At 64.9% G+C, this 18933-nt stretch carries 15 protein-coding genes; 13 read left to right on the forward strand and 2 right to left on the reverse strand.

The features are described from left to right. Positions 1 to 61: 61 nt before the first annotated feature. A complete protein-coding gene (locus tag PQQ53_RS12575) occupies positions 62 to 922 on the reverse strand; it encodes an outer membrane protein assembly factor BamD (RefSeq protein WP_168668490.1) in 861 nt (286 codons plus the stop codon). A gap of 38 nt (positions 923 to 960) precedes the next feature. On the opposite strand from PQQ53_RS12575, the gene PQQ53_RS12580 reads away from it, so the two are divergent. The 12 genes from PQQ53_RS12580 to PQQ53_RS12635 all read left to right on the forward strand — a co-directional run bounded on the left by PQQ53_RS12580 (position 961) and on the right by PQQ53_RS12635 (position 15746). Continuing rightward, positions 961 to 2247: an RluA family pseudouridine synthase gene (locus tag PQQ53_RS12580; RefSeq protein WP_408324294.1), complete on the forward strand. Its 1287-nt coding sequence runs from the start codon at positions 961 to 963 to the stop codon at positions 2245 to 2247. Continuing rightward, entirely contained in the window at positions 2244 to 3107 is an 864-nt protein-coding gene (gene pgeF / locus PQQ53_RS12585) for a peptidoglycan editing factor PgeF (RefSeq protein ID WP_408324295.1), read from the forward strand. The genes PQQ53_RS12580 and pgeF overlap by 4 nt, the downstream gene beginning before the upstream one ends. A gap of 624 nt (positions 3108 to 3731) precedes the next feature. Then, positions 3732 to 5552, forward strand: coding sequence for a class I poly(R)-hydroxyalkanoic acid synthase (gene phaC, locus PQQ53_RS12590; RefSeq protein WP_408143249.1), 1821 nt, complete (start codon positions 3732 to 3734; stop codon positions 5550 to 5552). 132 nt (positions 5553 to 5684) lie between these two features. Further along, complete coding sequence (locus tag PQQ53_RS12595; protein ID WP_408152568.1) at positions 5685 to 6866, forward strand: acetyl-CoA C-acetyltransferase; 1182 nt, start codon at positions 5685 to 5687, stop codon at positions 6864 to 6866. Between the two features lie 201 nt (positions 6867 to 7067). Beyond that, on the forward strand, positions 7068 to 7808 hold the full coding sequence (locus PQQ53_RS12600; RefSeq protein ID WP_408143228.1) for a 3-ketoacyl-ACP reductase: 741 nt from the start codon (positions 7068 to 7070) through the stop codon (positions 7806 to 7808). Between the two features lie 132 nt (positions 7809 to 7940). Beyond that, positions 7941 to 8558 (forward strand): polyhydroxyalkanoate synthesis repressor PhaR, encoded by a 618-nt coding sequence (gene phaR, locus PQQ53_RS12605; RefSeq protein ID WP_408142471.1) that lies wholly within the window; start codon positions 7941 to 7943, stop codon positions 8556 to 8558. Between the two features lie 375 nt (positions 8559 to 8933). Next, entirely contained in the window at positions 8934 to 9956 is a 1023-nt protein-coding gene (locus PQQ53_RS12610; RefSeq protein ID WP_408324297.1) for a tRNA dihydrouridine synthase, read from the forward strand. Positions 9957 to 10037: 81 nt separating this feature from the next. After that, positions 10038 to 11435 carry a 30S ribosomal protein S12 methylthiotransferase RimO gene (gene rimO / locus PQQ53_RS12615; protein WP_408324299.1) on the forward strand — a complete coding sequence of 466 codons (1398 nt, stop codon included), beginning with the start codon at positions 10038 to 10040 and terminating at the stop codon, positions 11433 to 11435. A 3-nt stretch (positions 11436 to 11438) separates the two neighbouring features. Next, positions 11439 to 12389 (forward strand): sugar kinase, encoded by a 951-nt coding sequence (locus tag PQQ53_RS12620; RefSeq protein WP_408142465.1) that lies wholly within the window; start codon positions 11439 to 11441, stop codon positions 12387 to 12389. Between the two features lie 84 nt (positions 12390 to 12473). Beyond that, positions 12474 to 13658: a beta-ketothiolase BktB gene (gene bktB / locus PQQ53_RS12625; protein WP_408324301.1), complete on the forward strand. Its 1185-nt coding sequence runs from the start codon at positions 12474 to 12476 to the stop codon at positions 13656 to 13658. Between the two features lie 53 nt (positions 13659 to 13711). Beyond that, positions 13712 to 14404 carry a hypothetical protein gene (locus tag PQQ53_RS12630; RefSeq protein ID WP_408324303.1) on the forward strand — a complete coding sequence of 231 codons (693 nt, stop codon included), beginning with the start codon at positions 13712 to 13714 and terminating at the stop codon, positions 14402 to 14404. A 157-nt stretch (positions 14405 to 14561) separates the two neighbouring features. Next, positions 14562 to 15746, forward strand: a complete 1185-nt coding sequence (locus tag PQQ53_RS12635; RefSeq protein WP_408142460.1) for a cystathionine beta-lyase — start codon at positions 14562 to 14564, stop codon at positions 15744 to 15746. 452 nt (positions 15747 to 16198) lie between these two features. Here the strand turns inward: PQQ53_RS12635 and serB are convergent, their stop codons facing one another. Next, a complete protein-coding gene (gene serB, locus PQQ53_RS12640) occupies positions 16199 to 17038 on the reverse strand; it encodes a phosphoserine phosphatase SerB (protein ID WP_408142458.1) in 840 nt (279 codons plus the stop codon). Between the two features lie 512 nt (positions 17039 to 17550). On the opposite strand from serB, the gene PQQ53_RS12645 reads away from it, so the two are divergent. Next, a complete protein-coding gene (locus PQQ53_RS12645; protein ID WP_408142456.1) occupies positions 17551 to 18801 on the forward strand; it encodes a cytochrome P450 in 1251 nt (416 codons plus the stop codon). Positions 18802 to 18933: the final 132 nt, after the last annotated feature.

Raw genomic sequence — 18933 nt, forward strand, 5'->3', positions numbered from 1 at the left:
ACGCCACGACCGGAAGTCGTGGCGTTTTTATTTCCAGCTGGGTTTCAGTGCGTGGCGCGCGTTAGAACTGCCACCACGACTTCTGCGTACCCGGCCGTGCGTGGCCCGTGATGTACGGGCTGTCGGGGAAGGTGCCGGCCAGCACACGCTTGGTATCGTCGGCCAGTTGCGGCTGGTTCAGTTTCTGGTACGACAGCATCATGATGTGCAGCGCGTCTTCGATAGCCGGTGCGTTCTTGTACTCCCGCAGCGCCAGTTGCGCGCGGTTGATCGCCGCGACATACGCGCCGCGGCGATAGTAGTAATCCGCCGCGTGGACCTCGTGCGAGGCCAGCGCGTTCACGATGTAGCGCATGCGTTGCGCGGCATCCGGCGCATACTTGCTGTTCGGGAACCGGTCGACCACCACCTTGAACGCGTCATACGACTCGCGCAGCGACTTCGGATCGCGCTCGCTCATGTCCTGGCCGGAGAAGCGGCCGAACAGACCGAGGTCGTCGTTGAAGTGGATCATGCCCTTCAGGTAGTACGCGTAAGCGATGTCCGGGTGATCCGGGTGAAGCTGGATGAAGCGGTCGATCGCCGTGTCGGCGGCGGCGTTTTCGTTGTCTTTCCAGTTGCAGTACGCGACGTTGATCTGCGCCTGCTGGGCGAAATGGCCGAACGGGTCACGGCCTTCGAGCATTTCGAAGTATTTCGCGCACTTGCCGAAATCACCACCGGACAAGGCGTCGTTCGCCTCCGTATATAATTTGTTGTTGTTCCACGTTGCCGTTTCGTCGGTCTTTTCCGGCAGGCCGTGGCAAGCCGCAACGGCGACGACGGCTGCGGCACACGCAATGTATCCGGCCACTTTCCGGGCCGCCTTCTTGATGGCCGCCAAATTGATCGCCGCTTCAGTGATGGTGTTCAAGGCTCGCATTTTCCAGTCTAGCTTTACGTCCAGGTGACCCAGACTCAATGACCCGCTCAAATACTCCAGGTGCCGCAACCGGCGCCGGGAATAGCAACAAAGATTATAGCGTAAGCGCTGACCCCTCCGACGTGTTGGGCGTCGATTCCCTCGACGACGATCTCGGCAGCGACGCGCTCGCCGCCACGGCCGCGCCGGCCATGGTGCCGACCGTGGCGAGCCGCGTCGCCGACGAAAGCCCGCGCAGCGTCGTCGTGCCCGACGAACTGGCCGGCGAGCGCCTCGACAAGGTGCTTGCGCGGGTGTTTCCCGAATTCTCCCGCAACCGGCTGCAAAGCTGGATCGAAGCGGAGCGGGTGCGCATCGACGGCAAGCCGGCGAAAATCCGCCAGCCGGTGCCGCTCGGCGCGACCATCGAGCTCGTGCCCGATCTGCTGCCCGAGCAGCTTGCCTTCACGCCCGAGCCGGTGCCGCTCGACATCGTCTACGAAGACGACACGCTGGTGGTGATCAACAAGCCGGCCGGCATGGTCGTACATCCGGCGGCGGGCAACTGGAGCGGCACGGTGCTGAACGGTCTGCTGTACCGCTACGGCGACGCCGCGGCGGGCCTGCCGCGCGCGGGCATCGTGCACCGCCTCGACAAGGAGACCTCCGGGCTGATGGTGGTGGCGCGCACGCTCGAAGCGCAGACCGACCTCGTGCGCCAGTTGCAGGCGCGCACGGTGAAGCGCCGCTATCTCGCGCTGGTGTGGGGCAACATGCCGGAAGAGGGCACGATCGACGCGCCGATCGGCCGCGATCCGCGCGAACGCACGCGCATGGCGGTGGTGACGAGCGCGTCGGGCAAGCCCGCGCGCACGCATTTCCGCCGGGTCGATTCGGCGATCTGGCAGCGTCAGCCGGTCACCGCGATTCACTGCGATCTCGAAACCGGCCGCACCCATCAGATTCGCGTGCATTGCGCGCACATCGGCCATCCGCTGCTCGGCGACCCGGTGTATGGGCGCGCGCGCGGCAAGCGCTCGGTCACGCCGCTACCCGACGGCTTCGCGCGCCAGGCGCTGCATGCGTGGCGGCTCGGGCTGATTCATCCGCAAACCGGTCGCACGATGCAATGGCGCGCCGACGTGCCGGAAGACATGGAGGTGCTGTCGGCGGCGCTCGGTCTGGGGCGCGACGACGCGGGCGAGTTCGACGAGACGTACTATGAGGAGGACGACTACGACGCGTCGCTCGATGACGACGAAGACGGCGCCCTCGATCACGACGACGATGCCGAAGACGCAGACGATCACGACAAGGACGATCACGACAAGGACGATCACGCATGAGCCCGAATCTGCCGGAGTTGAGCTTTGCCGATGTCGTGCAACCCGCATGGAACGTGTCGCCGCGCGTGCGCGCGCTCGTCACGACGCGCGACGGCGGCGTGAGTCAGCCGCCGTTCGGCCGCTGGCGTAATGACGCGGACCAGCCCGGCGGCCTCAATCTCGGCATGAAAGCCGGTGACGACCCGGCCGCGGTCGCGCTGAACCGCAAGCGGCTGCTCGATCTCGCGGGCGTGAGCGAGGCCGCGTGGCTCGAACAGATTCACGGCGCGAGCATCGTGCGAGCTGAAGATGTGCTCGCGCAGGCGCGCGCGGACGGCACGCCGACGCGCGCCGACGCGAGCGTCACCGATCGCCACGGCACCGTGTGCGTGGTGATGGTGGCCGACTGCATGCCGGTGCTGCTGTGCGACGAAGCGGGCCGCGCGGTCGGTGCGGCGCATGCGGGTTGGCGCGGGCTGGCGGCGGGCATCGTCGAGCAGACCGCGCAGCGTGTCGCGCAGCTCGCCGGTGTCGAGACGCGCGCACTGCATGCTTATCTCGGGCCGTCGATCGGTCCCGCCGCGTTCGAAGTCGGCCCCGACGTGCGTGACGCCTTCATGAACGGTGCCGACGGCGCACAACGGGAGGCCACGGCGAACGCATTCGTCGAGCATCCGCGCAATCCCGGCAAATATCTCGCGGATCTCCCGGGGCTGGCGCGCTTGCGTCTGCAGACGCTGGGCGTGACGCGCGTCGTCGGCGGCGATCTCTGCACGGTGACCGAACGTGAGCGTTTCTATTCATATCGCCGCGATCGGGAGACCGGCCGCATGGCCGCGCTGATCTGGCTGGACGATCAGGCGCAGACCCTCGCGGACTAACGCGGCCTGCGCCGCTCCCGATTCAGACAAAACCACGCCCGCATGACGACGCTTCGTACACTGATCCGTCATCATGCGGGCGTGCTGCATTGGCGGGCGCGGATGGCCTGAGCCACGCGTTTCGCGGACTCGCGTATGCGGGTTTGTGCCGAGCGGCGCGGTGCATTTTTGCTGCGTTGCCGGAATTCGCGGGGCTGGCGTAGATCTGCCGCATAAAGTGTCTGCGCGCGAACGGATAAACACACATAAACCCAAGCGTTACGGGAGCTTTTTTCGTTCACGGCCCGCTCCAATCACCGGACTTCAAAAAGCGCGATCTGCTACACAGGGAAAACGATAATTAAAAAACTATCGCACTGCGTCAAAATCGGGAACAAGCATTGACATGCCTTGCGATGGGGAGCAAGAATGTTCCTCACGAGCTCCTCGTACATGGGACAGGGCGTGACGAGGTCGCGAGCAATGGCTCACGTGCGCACGAACCTGCCTCTCAACCCGTCCGTAAGGACTTACCGGTCAAAAGCAGGTATGGCAGCTTCTCATTCCTCAGCTTCCCCTAGCACGGACTCCTCGAAGGAGCAGACGCAGCAGGCCGGTACGAGCGGCGCAACGCCCGCCGCCGGCATGCAACAGTTATTCGACACGTGGATGAACGCGTGGCGCTCGCTCGGTACGCCACCTGGCGCGGGCGGCGTACCGTTCTCCATACCCCAGATGCCGCAGGTGCCCAGCGTCGCGCAAATGGGCTTTCCCCAGATTCCGTCGTTTCCCGGCATGCCCGATTTCAGCAAGTTGGCCGCGGGCGCGATGCCGTCCATGCCGTCGTTCGCCGGGCTGAATATCCCGAGCGCGGCGATTCCGTCTGAACGTCTGCAGAAACTGCAAGCCGACTATTCGCGCGAGGCGATGGAGTTGATCCAGCAGGCCGCTTCGTCGGCGGCCAAAGCGCCCGAACTCAAGGACCGCCGCTTCAGTGCCGAAGCATGGAGCGCGACCCCCGCTTATGCATTCACCGCCGCCTGGTATCTGCTGAACGCGCGCTATCTGCAGGAAATGGTCGACGCGCTCGACATCGAGCCGAAGGTGCGCGAGCGCATCCGTTTCGCGGTCCAGCAGTGGACCGCGGCGGCCTCGCCGAGCAACTTCTTCGCGTTGAATCCCGAAGCGCAAAAGACCTTGCTGGAAAGCAAGGGTGAGAGCCTGCGCCAGGGCGTGATGAACCTGCTCGGCGACATGCAGCGCGGCAAGATTTCGCAGACCGACGAATCGCGTTTCGTGGTCGGCGAGAATCTTGCGAACACCGAAGGCTCGGTGGTGTTCGAGAACGACCTGCTGCAATTGATCCAGTACAAGCCGCGCACGGCTACCGTGCGCGAGCGGCCGCTGCTGATCGTGCCGCCTTGCATCAACAAGTTCTACATTCTCGATCTGCAGCCGGAGAACTCGCTGGTCGCGCACGGTCTCGATTCGGGACACCAGGTGTTCCTGATTTCATGGCGCAACGCCGATCAATCCATCGCGCATAAAAGCTGGGACGATTACATCGACGAGGGCGTGCTCACCGCCATCAAGACGGTCAGCCAGATCAGCGGGCGCGAGCAGATCAACACACTCGGCTTCTGTGTCGGCGGCACGATGCTCGCCACCGCGCTGGCGGTCGCCGCGGCGCGCGGCGAACACCCGGCCGCGTCGATGACGTTGCTCACCGCGATGCTCGACTTCTCCGACACGGGCGTGCTCGACGTGTTCGTCGACGAGGCGCACGTGCAGATGCGCGAGCAGACCATCGGCGGCAAGAACGGCGCGCCGGGATTGATGCGCGGCATCGAGTTCGCCAACACGTTCTCGTTCCTGCGGCCGAACGACCTGGTGTGGAACTACGTCGTCGACAATTACCTGAAGGGACGCACGCCGGTGCCGTTCGATCTGCTGTACTGGAACAGCGACTCGACCAGCCTGCCGGGTCCGATGTACGTCTGGTATCTGCGCAACACGTACCTGGAAAACCGGCTGCGCGAGCCGGGCGCGCTGACCACCTGCGGCGAGCCGATCGACCTGTCGAAGATCGACGTGCCCACCTTCATCTATGGGTCACGCGAAGACCATATCGTGCCGTGGCAATCCGCCTACGCGTCGGTGCCGCTGCTCGCCGGGCCGCTGAAATTCGTCCTCGGCGCGTCGGGGCACATCGCCGGCGTGATCAATCCGCCCGCGAAGAAAAAGCGCAACTACTGGACCCTCGAAGGCGACGCCAAAACATTGCCGCAGAGCGCCGACGAATGGCTCGACGCCGCGTCGGAAGTGCCGGGCAGCTGGTGGCCGGAATGGACCACGTGGCTCGATCAGTACGGCGGCAAGAAGGTCAAGCCGCGCGCCACGGCCGGTTCGGCCGAATTTCCGGTGATCGAGCCTGCGCCCGGACGCTACGTGCGGCAACGGGAGTAAAGTTAAACGCGCTTCACGGTGCGGTGTTTGGCGGTGTGAATGAGCGTCTGATTGAGCAAGGGCGTAAGAGCAACGAATTTTTAACTTGACGGGCTGCGGCGCAGTTGGCCGGCGTGCCCGGAGGATATGGAAATGACTGATGTTGTGATCGTATCGGCCGCCCGTACGGCAGTAGGCAAATTCGGTGGATCGCTGGCGAAGATCGCTGCGCCCGATCTCGGCGCGGTGGTGATCCGCGCCGTGCTCGAACGGGCCGGTATGAAGCCCGAGCAGGTGAGCGAAGTGATCCTGGGGCAGGTGCTGACGGCCGGCTCCGGCCAGAACCCGGCGCGTCAGTCGCTGATCAAGGCGGGCCTGCCCGCGGCAGTGCCGGCCATGACGATCAACGTGGTATGCGGCTCGGGTCTGAAGTCGGTCATGCTCGCGGCTAATGCCATCATCGCGGGTGACGCGGACATCGTCGTCGCGGGCGGTCAGGAAAACATGAGCGCGGCGCCGCACGTGCTGCCGGGTTCGCGCGACGGTTTCCGCATGGGCGACGCGAAGCTGATCGACTCGATGATCGTCGACGGTCTGTGGGACGTCTACAACCAGTACCACATGGGCGTGACGGCGGAAAACGTCGCGAAGGAATACGGTATCACGCGCGAACAGCAGGACGCGTTCGCGGCGCTCTCGCAGAACAAGGCGGAAGCCGCGCAGAAGTCGGGCCGTTTCGACGACGAAATCGTGCCGGTCGAGATCCCGCAACGCAAGGGCGAGCCGCTGCGTTTCGCTACCGATGAATTCGTGCGTCACGGCGTGACGGCGGAATCGCTGGCGGGCCTGAAGCCGGCGTTCTCGAAAGAAGGCTCGGTCACGGCGGCCAACGCGTCCGGTCTGAACGACGGTGCGGCGGCGGTGCTGGTGATGTCGGCGAAGAAGGCCGAGGCGCTCGGCCTCACGCCGCTTGCGCGCATCAAGGCTTACGCGACCTCCGGTCTGGATCCGAAGGTGATGGGCATGGGCCCGGTGCCGGCTTCGCGCCGCTGTCTGGAACGCGCTGGCTGGACGCCGGCCGACCTGGACCTGATGGAAATCAACGAAGCGTTCGCCGCCCAGGCGTGCGCCGTGAATCAGCAGATGGGCTGGGACACGTCGAAGATCAACGTGAACGGCGGCGCGATCGCGATCGGCCACCCGATCGGCGCGTCGGGCTGCCGGATTCTCGTCACGCTGCTGCACGAAATGCAGAAGCGCGATGCGAAGAAGGGTTTGGCGTCGCTGTGTATCGGCGGCGGCATGGGTGTGGCGCTGGCGCTCGAGCGCGCCTGAGTACGCCGCGCTGACCGGCGCAGCGAAGCGCCGGCCGGCAAGGCATCAGGCAAGGTTGCCGCGCGTCACGGCGAAGCAGATGGCGCGTGGTGTCAGCAGTGGCCTCGTCGGCCGGTCGCCCGGCGGCATTGGAGATGAAGCACCATCGAGGGGAGAGGTTGCCGGTCGGCGCCTCGAAAAAACGATAACGGAGTGTAGTTTATGACACAGCGAATTGCGTACGTAACGGGCGGGATGGGCGGTATCGGCACGAGCATTTGCCAGCGACTGCACAAAGAGGGCTTCAAGGTGATCGCGGGCTGCGGCCCGAATTCGCCGCGCCGCGTGAAGTGGCTCGAAGAGCAGAAGGCGCTGGGGTTCGATTTCGTGGCGTCGGAAGGCAACGTCGGCGACTGGGAGTCGACCAAGGCCGCGTTCGAGAAGGTCAAGGCCGAAGTCGGCGAGATCGACGTGCTGGTGAACAACGCCGGCATTACGCGCGACGTCGTGTTCCGTAAAATGACGCACGAAGACTGGACGGCGGTGATCGACACCAACCTGACCAGCCTCTTCAACGTCACGAAGCAGGTGATCGACGGCATGGTCGAGCGTGGCTGGGGCCGTGTCATCAACATCTCGTCGGTGAACGGCCAGAAAGGCCAGTTCGGGCAGACCAACTACTCGACCGCGAAGGCCGGCATTCACGGCTTCACGATGTCGCTCGCGCAGGAAGTGGCCACCAAGGGCGTGACGGTCAACACCGTGTCGCCGGGCTACATCGGCACCGACATGGTCAAGTCGATCCGTCCGGACGTGCTGGAAAAGATCGTGGCGACGATTCCGGTGCGCCGCCTGGGTCAGCCGGACGAAATCGGCTCGATCGTGGCGTGGCTCGCGTCGGATGAGTCGGGCTTCTCCACGGGCGCTGATTTTTCGCTGAACGGCGGTTTGCATATGGGCTGAGTCACCGGCGCGCCGCTCACAAGGCGGCGCGCTGCGGCTCAGATGGTTCCGGCGGCGTCCCGGTTGCGCAATGCCCGATTGCGCAGCCGGCTGACGCCGTTTCCGCGCTCAACTCGCGCTCAAAGGCGTTACATGACCACTACTACAAAGAAAACAGCCGATCGACTGATCAAGAAATATCCGAATCGTCGGCTCTACGATACCGAGACAAGCACGTACATCACGCTCACGGATGTCAAGCAGCTCGTGCTCGATCAGGAAGATTTCAAGGTCATCGATGCGAAGAGCAACGAGGACCTGACGCGCGCCATCCTGTTGCAGATCATCCTCGAGGAGGAGAGCGGCGGCTTGCCGATGTTCTCGTCGTCGATGCTGTCGCAGATCATCCGTTTTTACGGTCATGCGATGCAGGGCATGATGGGCACGTATCTGGAAAAGAACATCCAGGCCTTCATCGACATTCAGGCGAAGCTCGCCGACCAGTCGAAGAATCTGTATGAAGGCAAGGCGATGAATCCGGAAGTCTGGTCGCAGTTCATGAACATGCAGGCCCCGATGATGCAGGGCATGATGACCAGCTATATCGAGCAGTCGAAGAACATGTTCGTGCAGATGCAGGAGCAGATGCAGAACCAGGCGAAGTCGATGTTCGCCACCTTCCCGTTTACGCCTGGCGGCGCGGTCAATGCCGGCAATGTCGGCAACGCACCGGGTACGCCGCAAACCGATCCGGAGCCGGAGAAGAAGTAACAGCGTAGGGTGTGCGCGTGTTTCTGACGTGACGCCTTCAAGGGGGCAGCGGCGACATTTGGCATGCCGCTGTTTGCGGCGCCGCCTGCACTGCCTCCGCGCTTGTGCCCATGCATCGCACAGGCGCATAGCCGCCGGCGCGGTACAATTACGGGTTGAGCGTGTAGGTGCTCTTCCATAGGGTGGGGTTTTCATAACCCTTGACCCCTTGCTTCACCGCTCCCCCATTCTCGTCATCGCCATCGTCACCGCTCCAGCCGGGCCCGCTTTGCTTTACGTCGCAGATCACTTTCCCCACCGCACCGCCCCCTTCGACTCTGAAGGCCGGACCGGTCAGCCTCGTTTGACCGGCGGACCGCTTACGCAGGCCCCCGCATGAGCCGGCTGTTTCTCGCCCCGATGGAGGGGCTCGCGGACTACGTATTGCGCGACGTGCTGACCGGCACGGGCGGCTTCGACGGCTGCGTGTCGGAGTTCGTTCGCGTGACGGGGTCGTTGCTGCCCCCCCGCGTCTACGAGAGAGAGGCGCCCGAAGTCCTCCACGGAAGCCGCACCGCGAGCGGCACGCCGATGGTGATTCAGCTGCTCGGCAGCGATCCCGGGTGGATGGCCCGCAACGCGGCGCAAGCGGCCACCTTGTCGCCGTACGGCGTCGACCTGAACTTCGGCTGTCCCGCCAAGCTGGTTAATCAGCACGGCGGCGGCGCCATGCTGCTGGCCGACCCCGAGCAATTGCACCGGATCGTCTCGGCCGTTCGCGCGGCGGTGCCGGCCAGCGTCGCCGTGACGGCGAAAATGCGCCTCGGTCTGTCCGACACTGCGCGGGCGATCGATTGCGCAGTCGCGCTTGCGGAGGGCGGCGCGGCCTCGCTCGTCGTCCATGCGCGCACGCGCGATCAGGCCTACCGGCCGCCGGCCCACTGGGAATGGATCGCGCACATCGACGCGGCCGTCCGCGTACCGGTCATCGCGAACGGCGAAGTCTGGAGCGTGGCGGACTGGGAGCGGTGCCGGGCCGTTAGCGGCTGCGCGGACGTGATGCTCGGTCGCGGCGCCGTGTCGGACCCGTTCCTCGCGCTGCGAATCCGCGGACAGATGGATCCGTTCCCGTCCGATGTGGAATGGCGGCGTGTGCTTCGCGATATCGCCGGATATCTGAAGAAGTTGCAGGCCCGCGCGACGCACAGCCACGAGCATGGCCGCGTCAAGAAGTGGCTCAGCTACCTGCAGCGGACCTGGCCGCAGGCGGCCGAACTGCACGCGGCGATCCGGCGGGTGCAGGATTCGCACGAAATTCTCGGCGTGATCGAGCAGGCGCTGGCTTCCGGTGCGGCGCTCCGCGCAGCTCGACCCGAATACGCCGAGCAGTTCGATCCGGCCGAGGCCGTGGCCGGTTGAGCGCTAAAATTCAAAGACTTACGAGCGGCGGCCGTGCCGAACCGCTACAATTCAAGGTTTAACGTCTTCATGCGGTCCCCCATGTCTGCCACCCCCACGATTGCCTTGACCGCCGCGCCCGCGGCCGCACCTAAAGTCGGTTTTGTCTCGCTCGGCTGCCCGAAAGCGCTAGTCGACTCCGAGCAGATCATCACCCAGCTGCGCGCCGAAGGTTACGAAATTTCCGGTACGTACGACGGCGCGGACCTCGTGGTCGTCAACACCTGCGGCTTCATCGACGAAGCGGTGCAGGAAAGCCTCGACGCAATTGGTGAAGCGCTCAACGAGAACGGCAAGGTGATCGTCACCGGCTGCCTCGGCGCGAAGAAGAGCGGCAGCGGCTCGGGGCTGATCGAAGAGGTGCATCCGAAGGTGCTGGCCGTGACCGGCCCGCACGCGGTCGGCGAAGTGATGCAGCACGTGCACACGCATCTGCCGAAGCCGCACGACCCGTTCGTCGACCTGGTGCCCGCGGCGGGCATCAAGCTCACGCCGCGTCACTACGCGTATCTGAAGATTTCCGAAGGCTGCAACCACCGCTGCACGTTCTGCATCATCCCGTCGATGCGCGGCGACCTCGTGTCGCGCCCCGTCGCCGAAGTGATGCTCGAAGCGGAAAACCTGTTCAAGTCCGGCGTGAAGGAATTGCTGGTGATTTCTCAGGACACGAGCGCCTACGGCGTCGACGTCAAATATCGCACCGGTTTCTGGAACGGCAAGCCGATCAAGACGCGCATGACCGATCTGGTCGGCGCGCTCGGCGAACTCGCCGCGCAATACGGTGCGTGGGTGCGTCTGCATTACGTGTATCCGTACCCGAGCGTCGACGAAGTGATTCCGATGATGGCCGAAGGCCCGTACAAGGGCCACGTGCTGCCGTATCTCGACGTGCCGTTCCAGCACGCGCATCCCGAAGTGCTCAAGCGCATGAAGCGCCCGGCCAACGCCGAGAAGGTGATGGAGCGCGTCAAGGCATGGCGTGAGATGTGCCCGGATCTGACGATTCGCAGTACCTTCATCGCCGGCTTCCCGGGCGAGACCGAGGAGCAGTTCGAGACGCTGCTCGACTTCATCCGTGAGGCGGAACTGGACCGCGTCGGCTGCTTTGCGTATTCGCCGGTCGAGGGCGCGAGCGCCAATGAACTCGACGGCGCGTTGCCCGACGAAGTGCGAGAAGAACGTCGCGCGCGTTTCATGGAAGTGGCGGAGGAAGTGTCGGCGAAACGGATCGCGAAGAAGGTTGGCAAGACGCTGAAGGTGCTGGTCGACGAGATCAACGCCGACGGCGGCATTGGCCGCACCGCGGCGGATGCGCCGGAGATCGACGGCGTCGTGTATATCGCGCCGGCGACCAAGGCGTCCAAACGCTATAAGGTTGGCGATTTCGTGTCGGTGAAGATCACCGGCGCCGACGGCCACGACCTGTGGGGCGAGGTCTAAGCGATGACCGTCAGCATTGCCGCAACGCCGGAAAGCCAGCCCGCAGCGATCCTCGCCCTCGGCGAGGCGATGATCGAATTCAACCAGTCGGCGAAAGACCAGCCGAACTATTTGCAGGGCTTCGGCGGCGACACGTCGAACTTCTGCATCGCGGCGGCGCGCCAGGGCGCGCGCGCCGGTTTCGTGTCGGCGGTCGGCGCGGATCATTTCGGGCGTCTGCTGGTCGATCTGTGGGAGCGCGAGCAGGTGGATACGTCGCTCGTGCGCGTCGATCCGAACGCGCCCACCGGCGTCTATTTCGTGTCGCATGGCCCGAACGGCCACGCGTTCGATTACCTGCGCGCCGGTTCGGCGGCGAGCCGCTACGCGCCGCACGATTTGCCGCGCGACGCGATCGCCGCGGCCAAGGTCGTGCATCTGTCCGGCATCAGCCTCGCGATCAGCCTGAGCGCCTGCGATGCCGCGCTGGAAGCGATCGCGCATGCACGCGCCAACGGTGTGCGCGTGAGCTTCGACACCAACCTGCGCCTGAAGCTGTGGCCGCTCGCGCGGGCCCGCGCGGTGATGCTCGAAGCGATCCGCCAGACCGACATTTGTCTGCCGAGCTGGGACGACGTCACCGACCTAACCGGCTTGACGGGGCGTGACGAGATCGTCGATTTCCTGCTCGCACAGGGTCCGCGTGTGGTTGCGCTGAAGCTCGGCAAGGAAGGCTCGTATATCGCGACGCCCGACGAGCGGCGCGTCGTGCCGGGCCACGTCGTCAACGCGGTCGATGCGACCGGCGCGGGCGACTGTTTCGGCGGCGCGTTCATCGCGCGCATTGTCGAGGGCGACGATCCTTTTGCGGCGGCGCGCTACGCGAACGTCGCCGCGGCGCTGTCCACGCAAGGCTACGGCGCGGTGGCGCCGATTCCTTCGCGTGCCAGCGTCGAACGAATTCTGGCGGGCTGAACGCAAAACCATGCGCCGCGACGCGCGGCCCGCCAAGTCAAGATCATCTATATGAGACTTTCATAGACTAGAGAGGAGCGAGCGATGCAACGGGACGTGGTGGTGGTAAGCGGTGTGCGTACGGCAATTGGCGGCTTTGGCGGCAGTCTGAAGGATTTTTCGCCGACCGATCTCGGCGCGCGGGTGGTGCGTGAAGTGCTGACGCGCGCCGGCGTATCGGGCGACGAAGTCGGCCACGTGGTGTTCGGCAACGTCGTGCACACCGAACCGAAAGACATGTATCTGGCGCGCGTCGCCGCGATCAACGGCGGCGTCGCGCAGCACACGCCCGCGTTGACCGTGAACCGCCTGTGCGGCTCGGGCCTGCAGGCGATCGTCTCGGCCGCACAGAGCATCCTGCTCGGCGACGCCGACATCGCGATCGGCGGCGGCGCGGAAAACATGAGCCGCGCGCCTTATTCGATGCCCGCCGCGCGCTTCGGTCAGCGCATGGGCGACGCGCGCCTCGTCGACATGATGGTGGGCGCGCTGAATGACCCGTTCCAGTCGATCCACATGGGCGTGACCGCCGAAAACATCGCGCGCAAATATGACATTTCGCGCGAAGCCCAGGATGCGCTCGCGCTCGAATCGCACCGCCGCGCGGCTCACGCGATCACGAGCGGCTACTTCAAGGAACAGATCCTGCCAATCACGCTGGCGTCGAAGAAAGGCGACACCGTGTTCGACACGGACGAACACACGCGCATGAACGCGTCGGCGGAAGACTTCTCGAAGCTGAAGCCGGTGTTCGCGAAGGAAAACGGCACGGTGACGGCCGGTAACGCGTCGGGCATCAACGACGCCGCCGCGGCGCTCGTGCTGATGGAGCGCGGTGTCGCCGAACAGCGCGGCGTGAAGCCGCTCGCGCGGCTGGTGTCGTATGCGCACGCCGGCGTCGATCCGGCGTACATGGGCATCGGTCCGGTGCCGGCCTCCCGCAAGGCGCTCGAACGCGCCGGCCTGACGGTCGCCGATCTCGACGTGATCGAGGCGAACGAAGCGTTCGCCGCGCAGGCCTGCGCGGTCAGCAAGGAACTCGGCTTCGATCCGGCGAAGGTGAATCCGAACGGCTCGGGCATTTCGCTGGGCCATCCGATCGGCGCGACCGGCGCGCTGATCGCCGTCAAGGCGCTGTACGAATTGCAGCGGATCGGCGGGCGCTATGCGCTGGTCACGATGTGCATCGGCGGCGGGCAGGGTATTGCGGCGATCTTCGAGCGGATTTGACGCGCGTGGTGAACCGGTAGCAAGCAGGTATCAAGGTAATGAGGAAGGAACGGATGCGGGAATCGAAAGCGATGAAGGGCGCGGCGAAGGGCGCGATGAGGGATGCGCTGAAGGGCGCGACGGCGCGGCGCGGTTGGGCGATCATGAGCGCGGCCGCGTTGCTGTGCGCCGGCACGGTGGCGTTGACACCCGCGCAGGCCTGGGCGGAAAGCGATGCGGTCAAGCAACTGGCGGCGCCTCCGGCGATCCAGTTGCCGCTCAAGCCGAGCCCCGAGTTCGCAAAATTCCCGCGTTACGCCGGCACGCTGGGCTCGCGTCAGATCGTGCTGCGGCTCGGTGCGAAAACCGACGATCCGTCCGGCGTGCACGGCGAGTATCAGTACACCGATACCGGCGAGGTGATCCTGATCGCCGGCGACCGTAATGGGGATACGCTCGAAGTCGAGGAATCGAACGACGGCACCCATATTACCGGTAACTGGGTCGGCACGTTCGCCGCGGACGGCTCGGTGGAGGGCGATCGGATGAACGTCGACGATTCCGATCCGCAGCCGTTCAATCTGAAGCCGCTCGCGGCGGGGCAGGCGGTGCCCGCTGCGGCGGGCAGAGTCACGCCCGCAGCGGGAGCGGCGCAGCAACCTTCGGCCAGCGGCCGCGCCGCCGGGTCCGCTGCGGCACCCGCTCCAGCCGCCAGGACCGGCGGCCAGCCGGTGGGCGGCGTCAGCAATCTGCAAACCGGCGAGTGAAACCGCTGCCACGCGCGCCGTCGGTCGATCCGACGCAATTTCGCTGGCTCGTCTACGCTTGCATAGGCGGCGCGTGTGCCGAAACCACGCGCTCGCCACTTCCGTCTCGCTTCTGTCCGCTTTTATCCGTTTCTCTCAGCTTTCATCGAACTTCGCCATGACCCAATCCAAACTCAAACGCGGTCTGCAAACCCGCACCGTGCGCGCCGAGGACCAGTTGACGCCGGGCTTCGAGTCGTTCTCGATGCCGGTCACGCGAGCGTCGACGGTCGTGTTCCCCGATCTCGCGACCATGCGCGCGCTCGACTGGAAAAACGACGCGCAATGGCGCTACGGCCTGCATGCGACGCCGACTTCCCTCGCACTCGCACAGCGCCTCGCCGCGATCGAAGGCGGCAAGCATGCGCTGCTGCAGCCGTCGGGGCTGTCGTCGATTTCGAATGTGTACTTCGGCCTCGTGAAGGCCGGCGACGACGTGCTGATTCCCGATAATGTCTACTCGCCGAATCGCGATCATGGCGACTGGCTGGCGCGCGATTTCGGCGTCAGCGTGCGTTATTACGATCCGCTGATCGGCGCGGGCATCGCTGATCTGATCCAGCCGAATACGCGCCTCATCTGGATCGAAGCGCCGGGCTCGGTGACGATGGAAGTGGCCGACGTGCCCGCGATCACGGCGGCGGCGCGCGCGCGCAACGTCGTCACGGCCATCGACAACACGTGGTCCGCAGGGCTCGCGTTCCGGCCGTTCGAGCACGGCGTCGACATCTCGGTGCAGGCGCTGACCAAGTATCAGTCGGGCGGCGGCGACGTGCTGATGGGCGCGACGATCACGGTCGACCGCGAATTGCATCTGAAGCTGAAGGCGGCGCGCATGCGCATGGGGATCGGCGTCTCCTCGGACGACTGCTCGCTGATACTGCGCAGTCTGCCGTCCATGCAGTTGCGCTTCGCGCAGCATGACCGCGCGGCGCTCGGTCTTGCGACATGGCTGAAGAGCCGCCCGGAAATTTCCGCGGTGTTGCATCCGGCCATCGCCGACTGTCCTGGCCACGAGTTTTACAAGCGCGATTTCACGGGCGCGGGCGGGCTGTTTTCGGTCGTATTCGACGAGCGTTACAGCGCGGCGCAAATCGATACGTTCTGCGAGTCGCTCGAACTCTTCTCGCTCGGCTGGAGCTGGGGCGGTGCGCACAGCCTCGCCATGCCGTACGACGTCGCGTCGATGCGCACCGCCGGGCAGTGGCCGCATCGCGGGACCTTGGTGCGGTTCTACATCGGCCTCGAAGAAGAGGCCGATTTGCGCGCGGACATCGAGCAGTGCCTCGCTGCGCTGAACTAGACGGCTGAGTGCGTTCGCTGCGGGGATACCCCCACGGTGATGCCATATGTAAGCCCATCGGGACACCTTCCCGGTGGGCTTTTTTTTGCCCCAGTAGCTAGTAAGCCTAAGCATTTGTCTGAAAATGCGTTAGGGCTGTCGATCCTTCTTGCCGATGCGGTGGCGATTATGTTGGCAATCCTACACGTATGCCTGAATTCTAATTTTTAGACAATGCTGCACTTATGCCGGTTCGCTCGTGGAGGAACGCATGAAGAAGCTACTCATTTGGCTGGGATCGGAAAAAATCATGCGCGCATTTTGACGGGGCGACTATCGTCAAGATCATCGCTTTCGTCAGTGATATGGCGCTGCTCCTGCCAGCCATTGTGATGCGAAAGCGTGTCGGTCCGGATAGACCGACACGGTGCAGCGCTCGCTGCGCTGCACCGCGCGGTGTTTCCCTCAATGCGTCAGAACAACCGCAGTAAGCCGTCCAGTCCAACCTGGTTGAACGCCACGCTGGCCGCTTCACGTACCACCGGCTTCGCGCGGAAAGCGACAGACAGACCCGCGGCGGCCATCATTTTCAGATCGTTCGAACCGTCGCCCATCGCAATCGCGCGGGTCGGTTCGATGCCGAGCGTGGCGCATGTTTCGCACAGCGTGCGTGCCTTCACATCGGCGTTCACGATCTCGCCGATCACCTTGCCGGTCAGCTTGCCGTCCATGATTTCGAGCGTGTTTGCGTGCGTGAAATCGAGACCCAGGCGTGCTTTCAGTTTCTCGGTGAAGAACGTGAATCCGCCCGACACCAGCAGTGTTTTCAATCCCGCTTCTTTCGCACCGGCCAGCATCCGCTCCGCGCCTGGCGACAGTTGCAGGCGCTCTTCATAAACGCGTTCGAGCGCGCTCGCGTCGAGACCCTTGAGCAGCGCGACGCGGCGCGTCAGGCTTTCGTTGAAGTCCTTGATCTCGCCGCGCATCGAAGCCTCGGTAATCGCCGCCACTTCGGCTTTCAGCCCGCAGAAGTCGGCGATCTCATCGATGCATTCGATCGTGATCAGCGTCGAATCCATGTCCATCGCGACCAGCCCGAAATCGCGCAACTGGCGGCCAGCCTCGACAAACGCGTAGTCCAGTTGATGGGTCGCGCAATAGACCTCGACATCGCCGCGCTGCGCGACGCTCGCGTCGGCGATGCGAAGCGCGTTCGCGTCGATGACGGTGGCGTGCGAGCCGCGTGCGAGCGCGATGAGCGTGGTGTGGTGGTCGGCCGAAAGAGGCGCGGGGCTTTGAATGACGAGGTTCATGGACGACGCAGTGACGCAGGAAAGAGGGCGCGCGGCGCGCGCGGAAAATCCCGCTATTGTATCGGTTCCGTGGGACGTGCCATCGTGAGCGCCCAGGAGGCGGCACGGGGACGGGTTGCGAGAACAGGAACGAAAGGCGGGGCGGTTGAATGCGTCGCGCCGTTGGACGCGTCCATCAGGCTCGTCTGTCAAACGTCACCGCTAAACGCGACGGGACCTGCCGCCGTTTCTCAGCAGCGCCACCGTGCCGCGCGTGCGGAGCGTGCAAACGCGCCGAGAGAGACATACGCGTCGCACTACCACGACGAGGCCCAATCAACCCGGGCGAGTCCGCATGCGAATCCCGTTGCGCTTCTATCGTGCAATCCCTCCACGCCCGGTTCATACTGTCGCTTCCAACGACGCCCACCAGCCCGTGCCTGTCCCGACCTCGCGCGCCCGACACCGCCAGCGCAGGTCAGAATCAACACACTGGCACAAGCAACAAGGCGCACCCCTACGGAGACAACCGCATGACCCCGGCGACCGCCAGCGACGCATCCTCCCTTGCACGCGACTTCGATCTTCGCCACCTGAGTCCCGCGTTCTACGCCAATCCCTATCCGGTCTACCACGCGCTGCGTAGCCACGAGCCGATCCGGCGCATGCCGGACGGTTCGCTGTTTCTGACGCGCTTTCGCGACGTGCAAGCGGTCTACCGCGACCCGAAAACCTTCAGCTCCGACAAGACCGTCGAGTTCAAGCCGAAATACGGCGACTCGCCGCTCTATACGCATCACACCACCAGCCTCGTCTTCAACGACCCGCCGCGTCACACGCGTGTGCGCAAGCTGATCGCCGGTGCGCTCACGGCGCGCGCGATCGCGGCGATGGAGCCGGGCCTGATCCGCCTCGTCGATGGCTTGCTCGATGCGGCGGCCCGGCGTGGCCGCATCGATCTGATCGGCGAGTTCGCATCAGCGATTCCGGTCGAGATCATCGGTAATCTGCTGGACGTTCCGCACGAGGAGCGCGAGCCCCTGCGCGACTGGTCGCTCGCGATTCTCGGCGCGCTCGAACCGTCGCTTAGCGACGCGCAGCTCGAACGCGGCAATCGCGCGGTGAGCGAGTTCGTCGACTATCTGCGCGAACTGGTCGCGCGGCGCCGGCGCGAACCGGGCGACCCGCAGCACGACGTGCTGACACGGCTCATCCAGGGCGAAGCCGGTGGCGAGCAATTGTCGGAAGCGGAGTTGCTGCAGAACTGCATTTTCATTCTGAATGCCGGGCACGAGACCACCACCAACCTGATCGGCAACGGTCTCGTCACGCTCACCGAATGGCCCGACCAGCTCGCCGCGCTGCTGCGCGAGCCGTCGCTGATCGAGACGGCGGTCGAGGAATGCCTGCGGTACGAGAGTTCGAACCAGCTCGGCAACCGGATGGCGACCGTCGACACCGAGATCGGCGGCGCCGCGGTCGCGCGCGGCACGCCGGTCACGCTGTGCATCGGCGCGGCCAATCGCGATCCGGAACAGTTTGCGGAGCCGGACCGCTTCGACATTCGCCGCGATCCGAACCGGCATCTCGCGTTCGGCTTCGGCATCCATCAATGCGCCGGGCTATCGTTGGCGCGACTTGAGGCGCGCATCGCAATCGGACGTTTCGTGCAGCGTTTTCCGACGTATCGCCTCGCTGGCGAGCCGACGCGTGGCGGACGCGTACGCTTTCGCGGCTTCGCGGCCGTGCCGGTCGATGTCGCGCCCGAGGCTGGGCCCGCATAGCGCCGCGCACCGTAGCTTTTGCCGTCCTGACGCAAGACTTACCGCCTGTGTAGCAGGGCCCGCTGCGCTCGCCGTAGCCGGGCGCCACGCCCGCGCCGCGCCCGCGCCGCGCCCGGCTACGGCCGCCAACCC

This window comes from Paraburkholderia strydomiana (genome assembly GCF_046030495.1).
GTDB classification, from domain to species: Bacteria; Pseudomonadota; Gammaproteobacteria; order Burkholderiales; family Burkholderiaceae; genus Paraburkholderia; species Paraburkholderia strydomiana_A.

What these genes read in the sequence shown, in the direction of transcription:
- phaC (WP_408143249.1), top strand. Translation starts at nt 3,732, where the DNA reads ATGCAACAGTTATTCGACACGTGGATGAACGCGTGGCGCTCGCTCGGT.
- PQQ53_RS12610 (WP_408324297.1), top strand. Translation starts at nt 8,934, where the DNA reads ATGAGCCGGCTGTTTCTCGCCCCGATGGAGGGGCTCGCGGACTACGTA.
- PQQ53_RS12575 (WP_168668490.1), bottom strand. Translation starts at nt 922, where the DNA reads ATGCGAGCCTTGAACACCATCACTGAAGCGGCGATCAATTTGGCGGCC.
- PQQ53_RS12645 (WP_408142456.1), top strand. Translation starts at nt 17,551, where the DNA reads ATGACCCCGGCGACCGCCAGCGACGCATCCTCCCTTGCACGCGACTTC.
- PQQ53_RS12595 (WP_408152568.1), top strand. Translation starts at nt 5,685, where the DNA reads ATGACTGATGTTGTGATCGTATCGGCCGCCCGTACGGCAGTAGGCAAA.
- PQQ53_RS12630 (WP_408324303.1), top strand. Translation starts at nt 13,712, where the DNA reads ATGCGGGAATCGAAAGCGATGAAGGGCGCGGCGAAGGGCGCGATGAGG.
- PQQ53_RS12600 (WP_408143228.1), top strand. Translation starts at nt 7,068, where the DNA reads ATGACACAGCGAATTGCGTACGTAACGGGCGGGATGGGCGGTATCGGC.
- bktB (WP_408324301.1), top strand. Translation starts at nt 12,474, where the DNA reads ATGCAACGGGACGTGGTGGTGGTAAGCGGTGTGCGTACGGCAATTGGC.
- pgeF (WP_408324295.1), top strand. Translation starts at nt 2,244, where the DNA reads ATGAGCCCGAATCTGCCGGAGTTGAGCTTTGCCGATGTCGTGCAACCC.
- PQQ53_RS12620 (WP_408142465.1), top strand. Translation starts at nt 11,439, where the DNA reads ATGACCGTCAGCATTGCCGCAACGCCGGAAAGCCAGCCCGCAGCGATC.
- rimO (WP_408324299.1), top strand. Translation starts at nt 10,038, where the DNA reads ATGTCTGCCACCCCCACGATTGCCTTGACCGCCGCGCCCGCGGCCGCA.
- PQQ53_RS12635 (WP_408142460.1), top strand. Translation starts at nt 14,562, where the DNA reads ATGACCCAATCCAAACTCAAACGCGGTCTGCAAACCCGCACCGTGCGC.
- PQQ53_RS12580 (WP_408324294.1), top strand. Translation starts at nt 961, where the DNA reads ATGACCCGCTCAAATACTCCAGGTGCCGCAACCGGCGCCGGGAATAGC.
- serB (WP_408142458.1), bottom strand. Translation starts at nt 17,038, where the DNA reads ATGAACCTCGTCATTCAAAGCCCCGCGCCTCTTTCGGCCGACCACCAC.
- phaR (WP_408142471.1), top strand. Translation starts at nt 7,941, where the DNA reads ATGACCACTACTACAAAGAAAACAGCCGATCGACTGATCAAGAAATAT.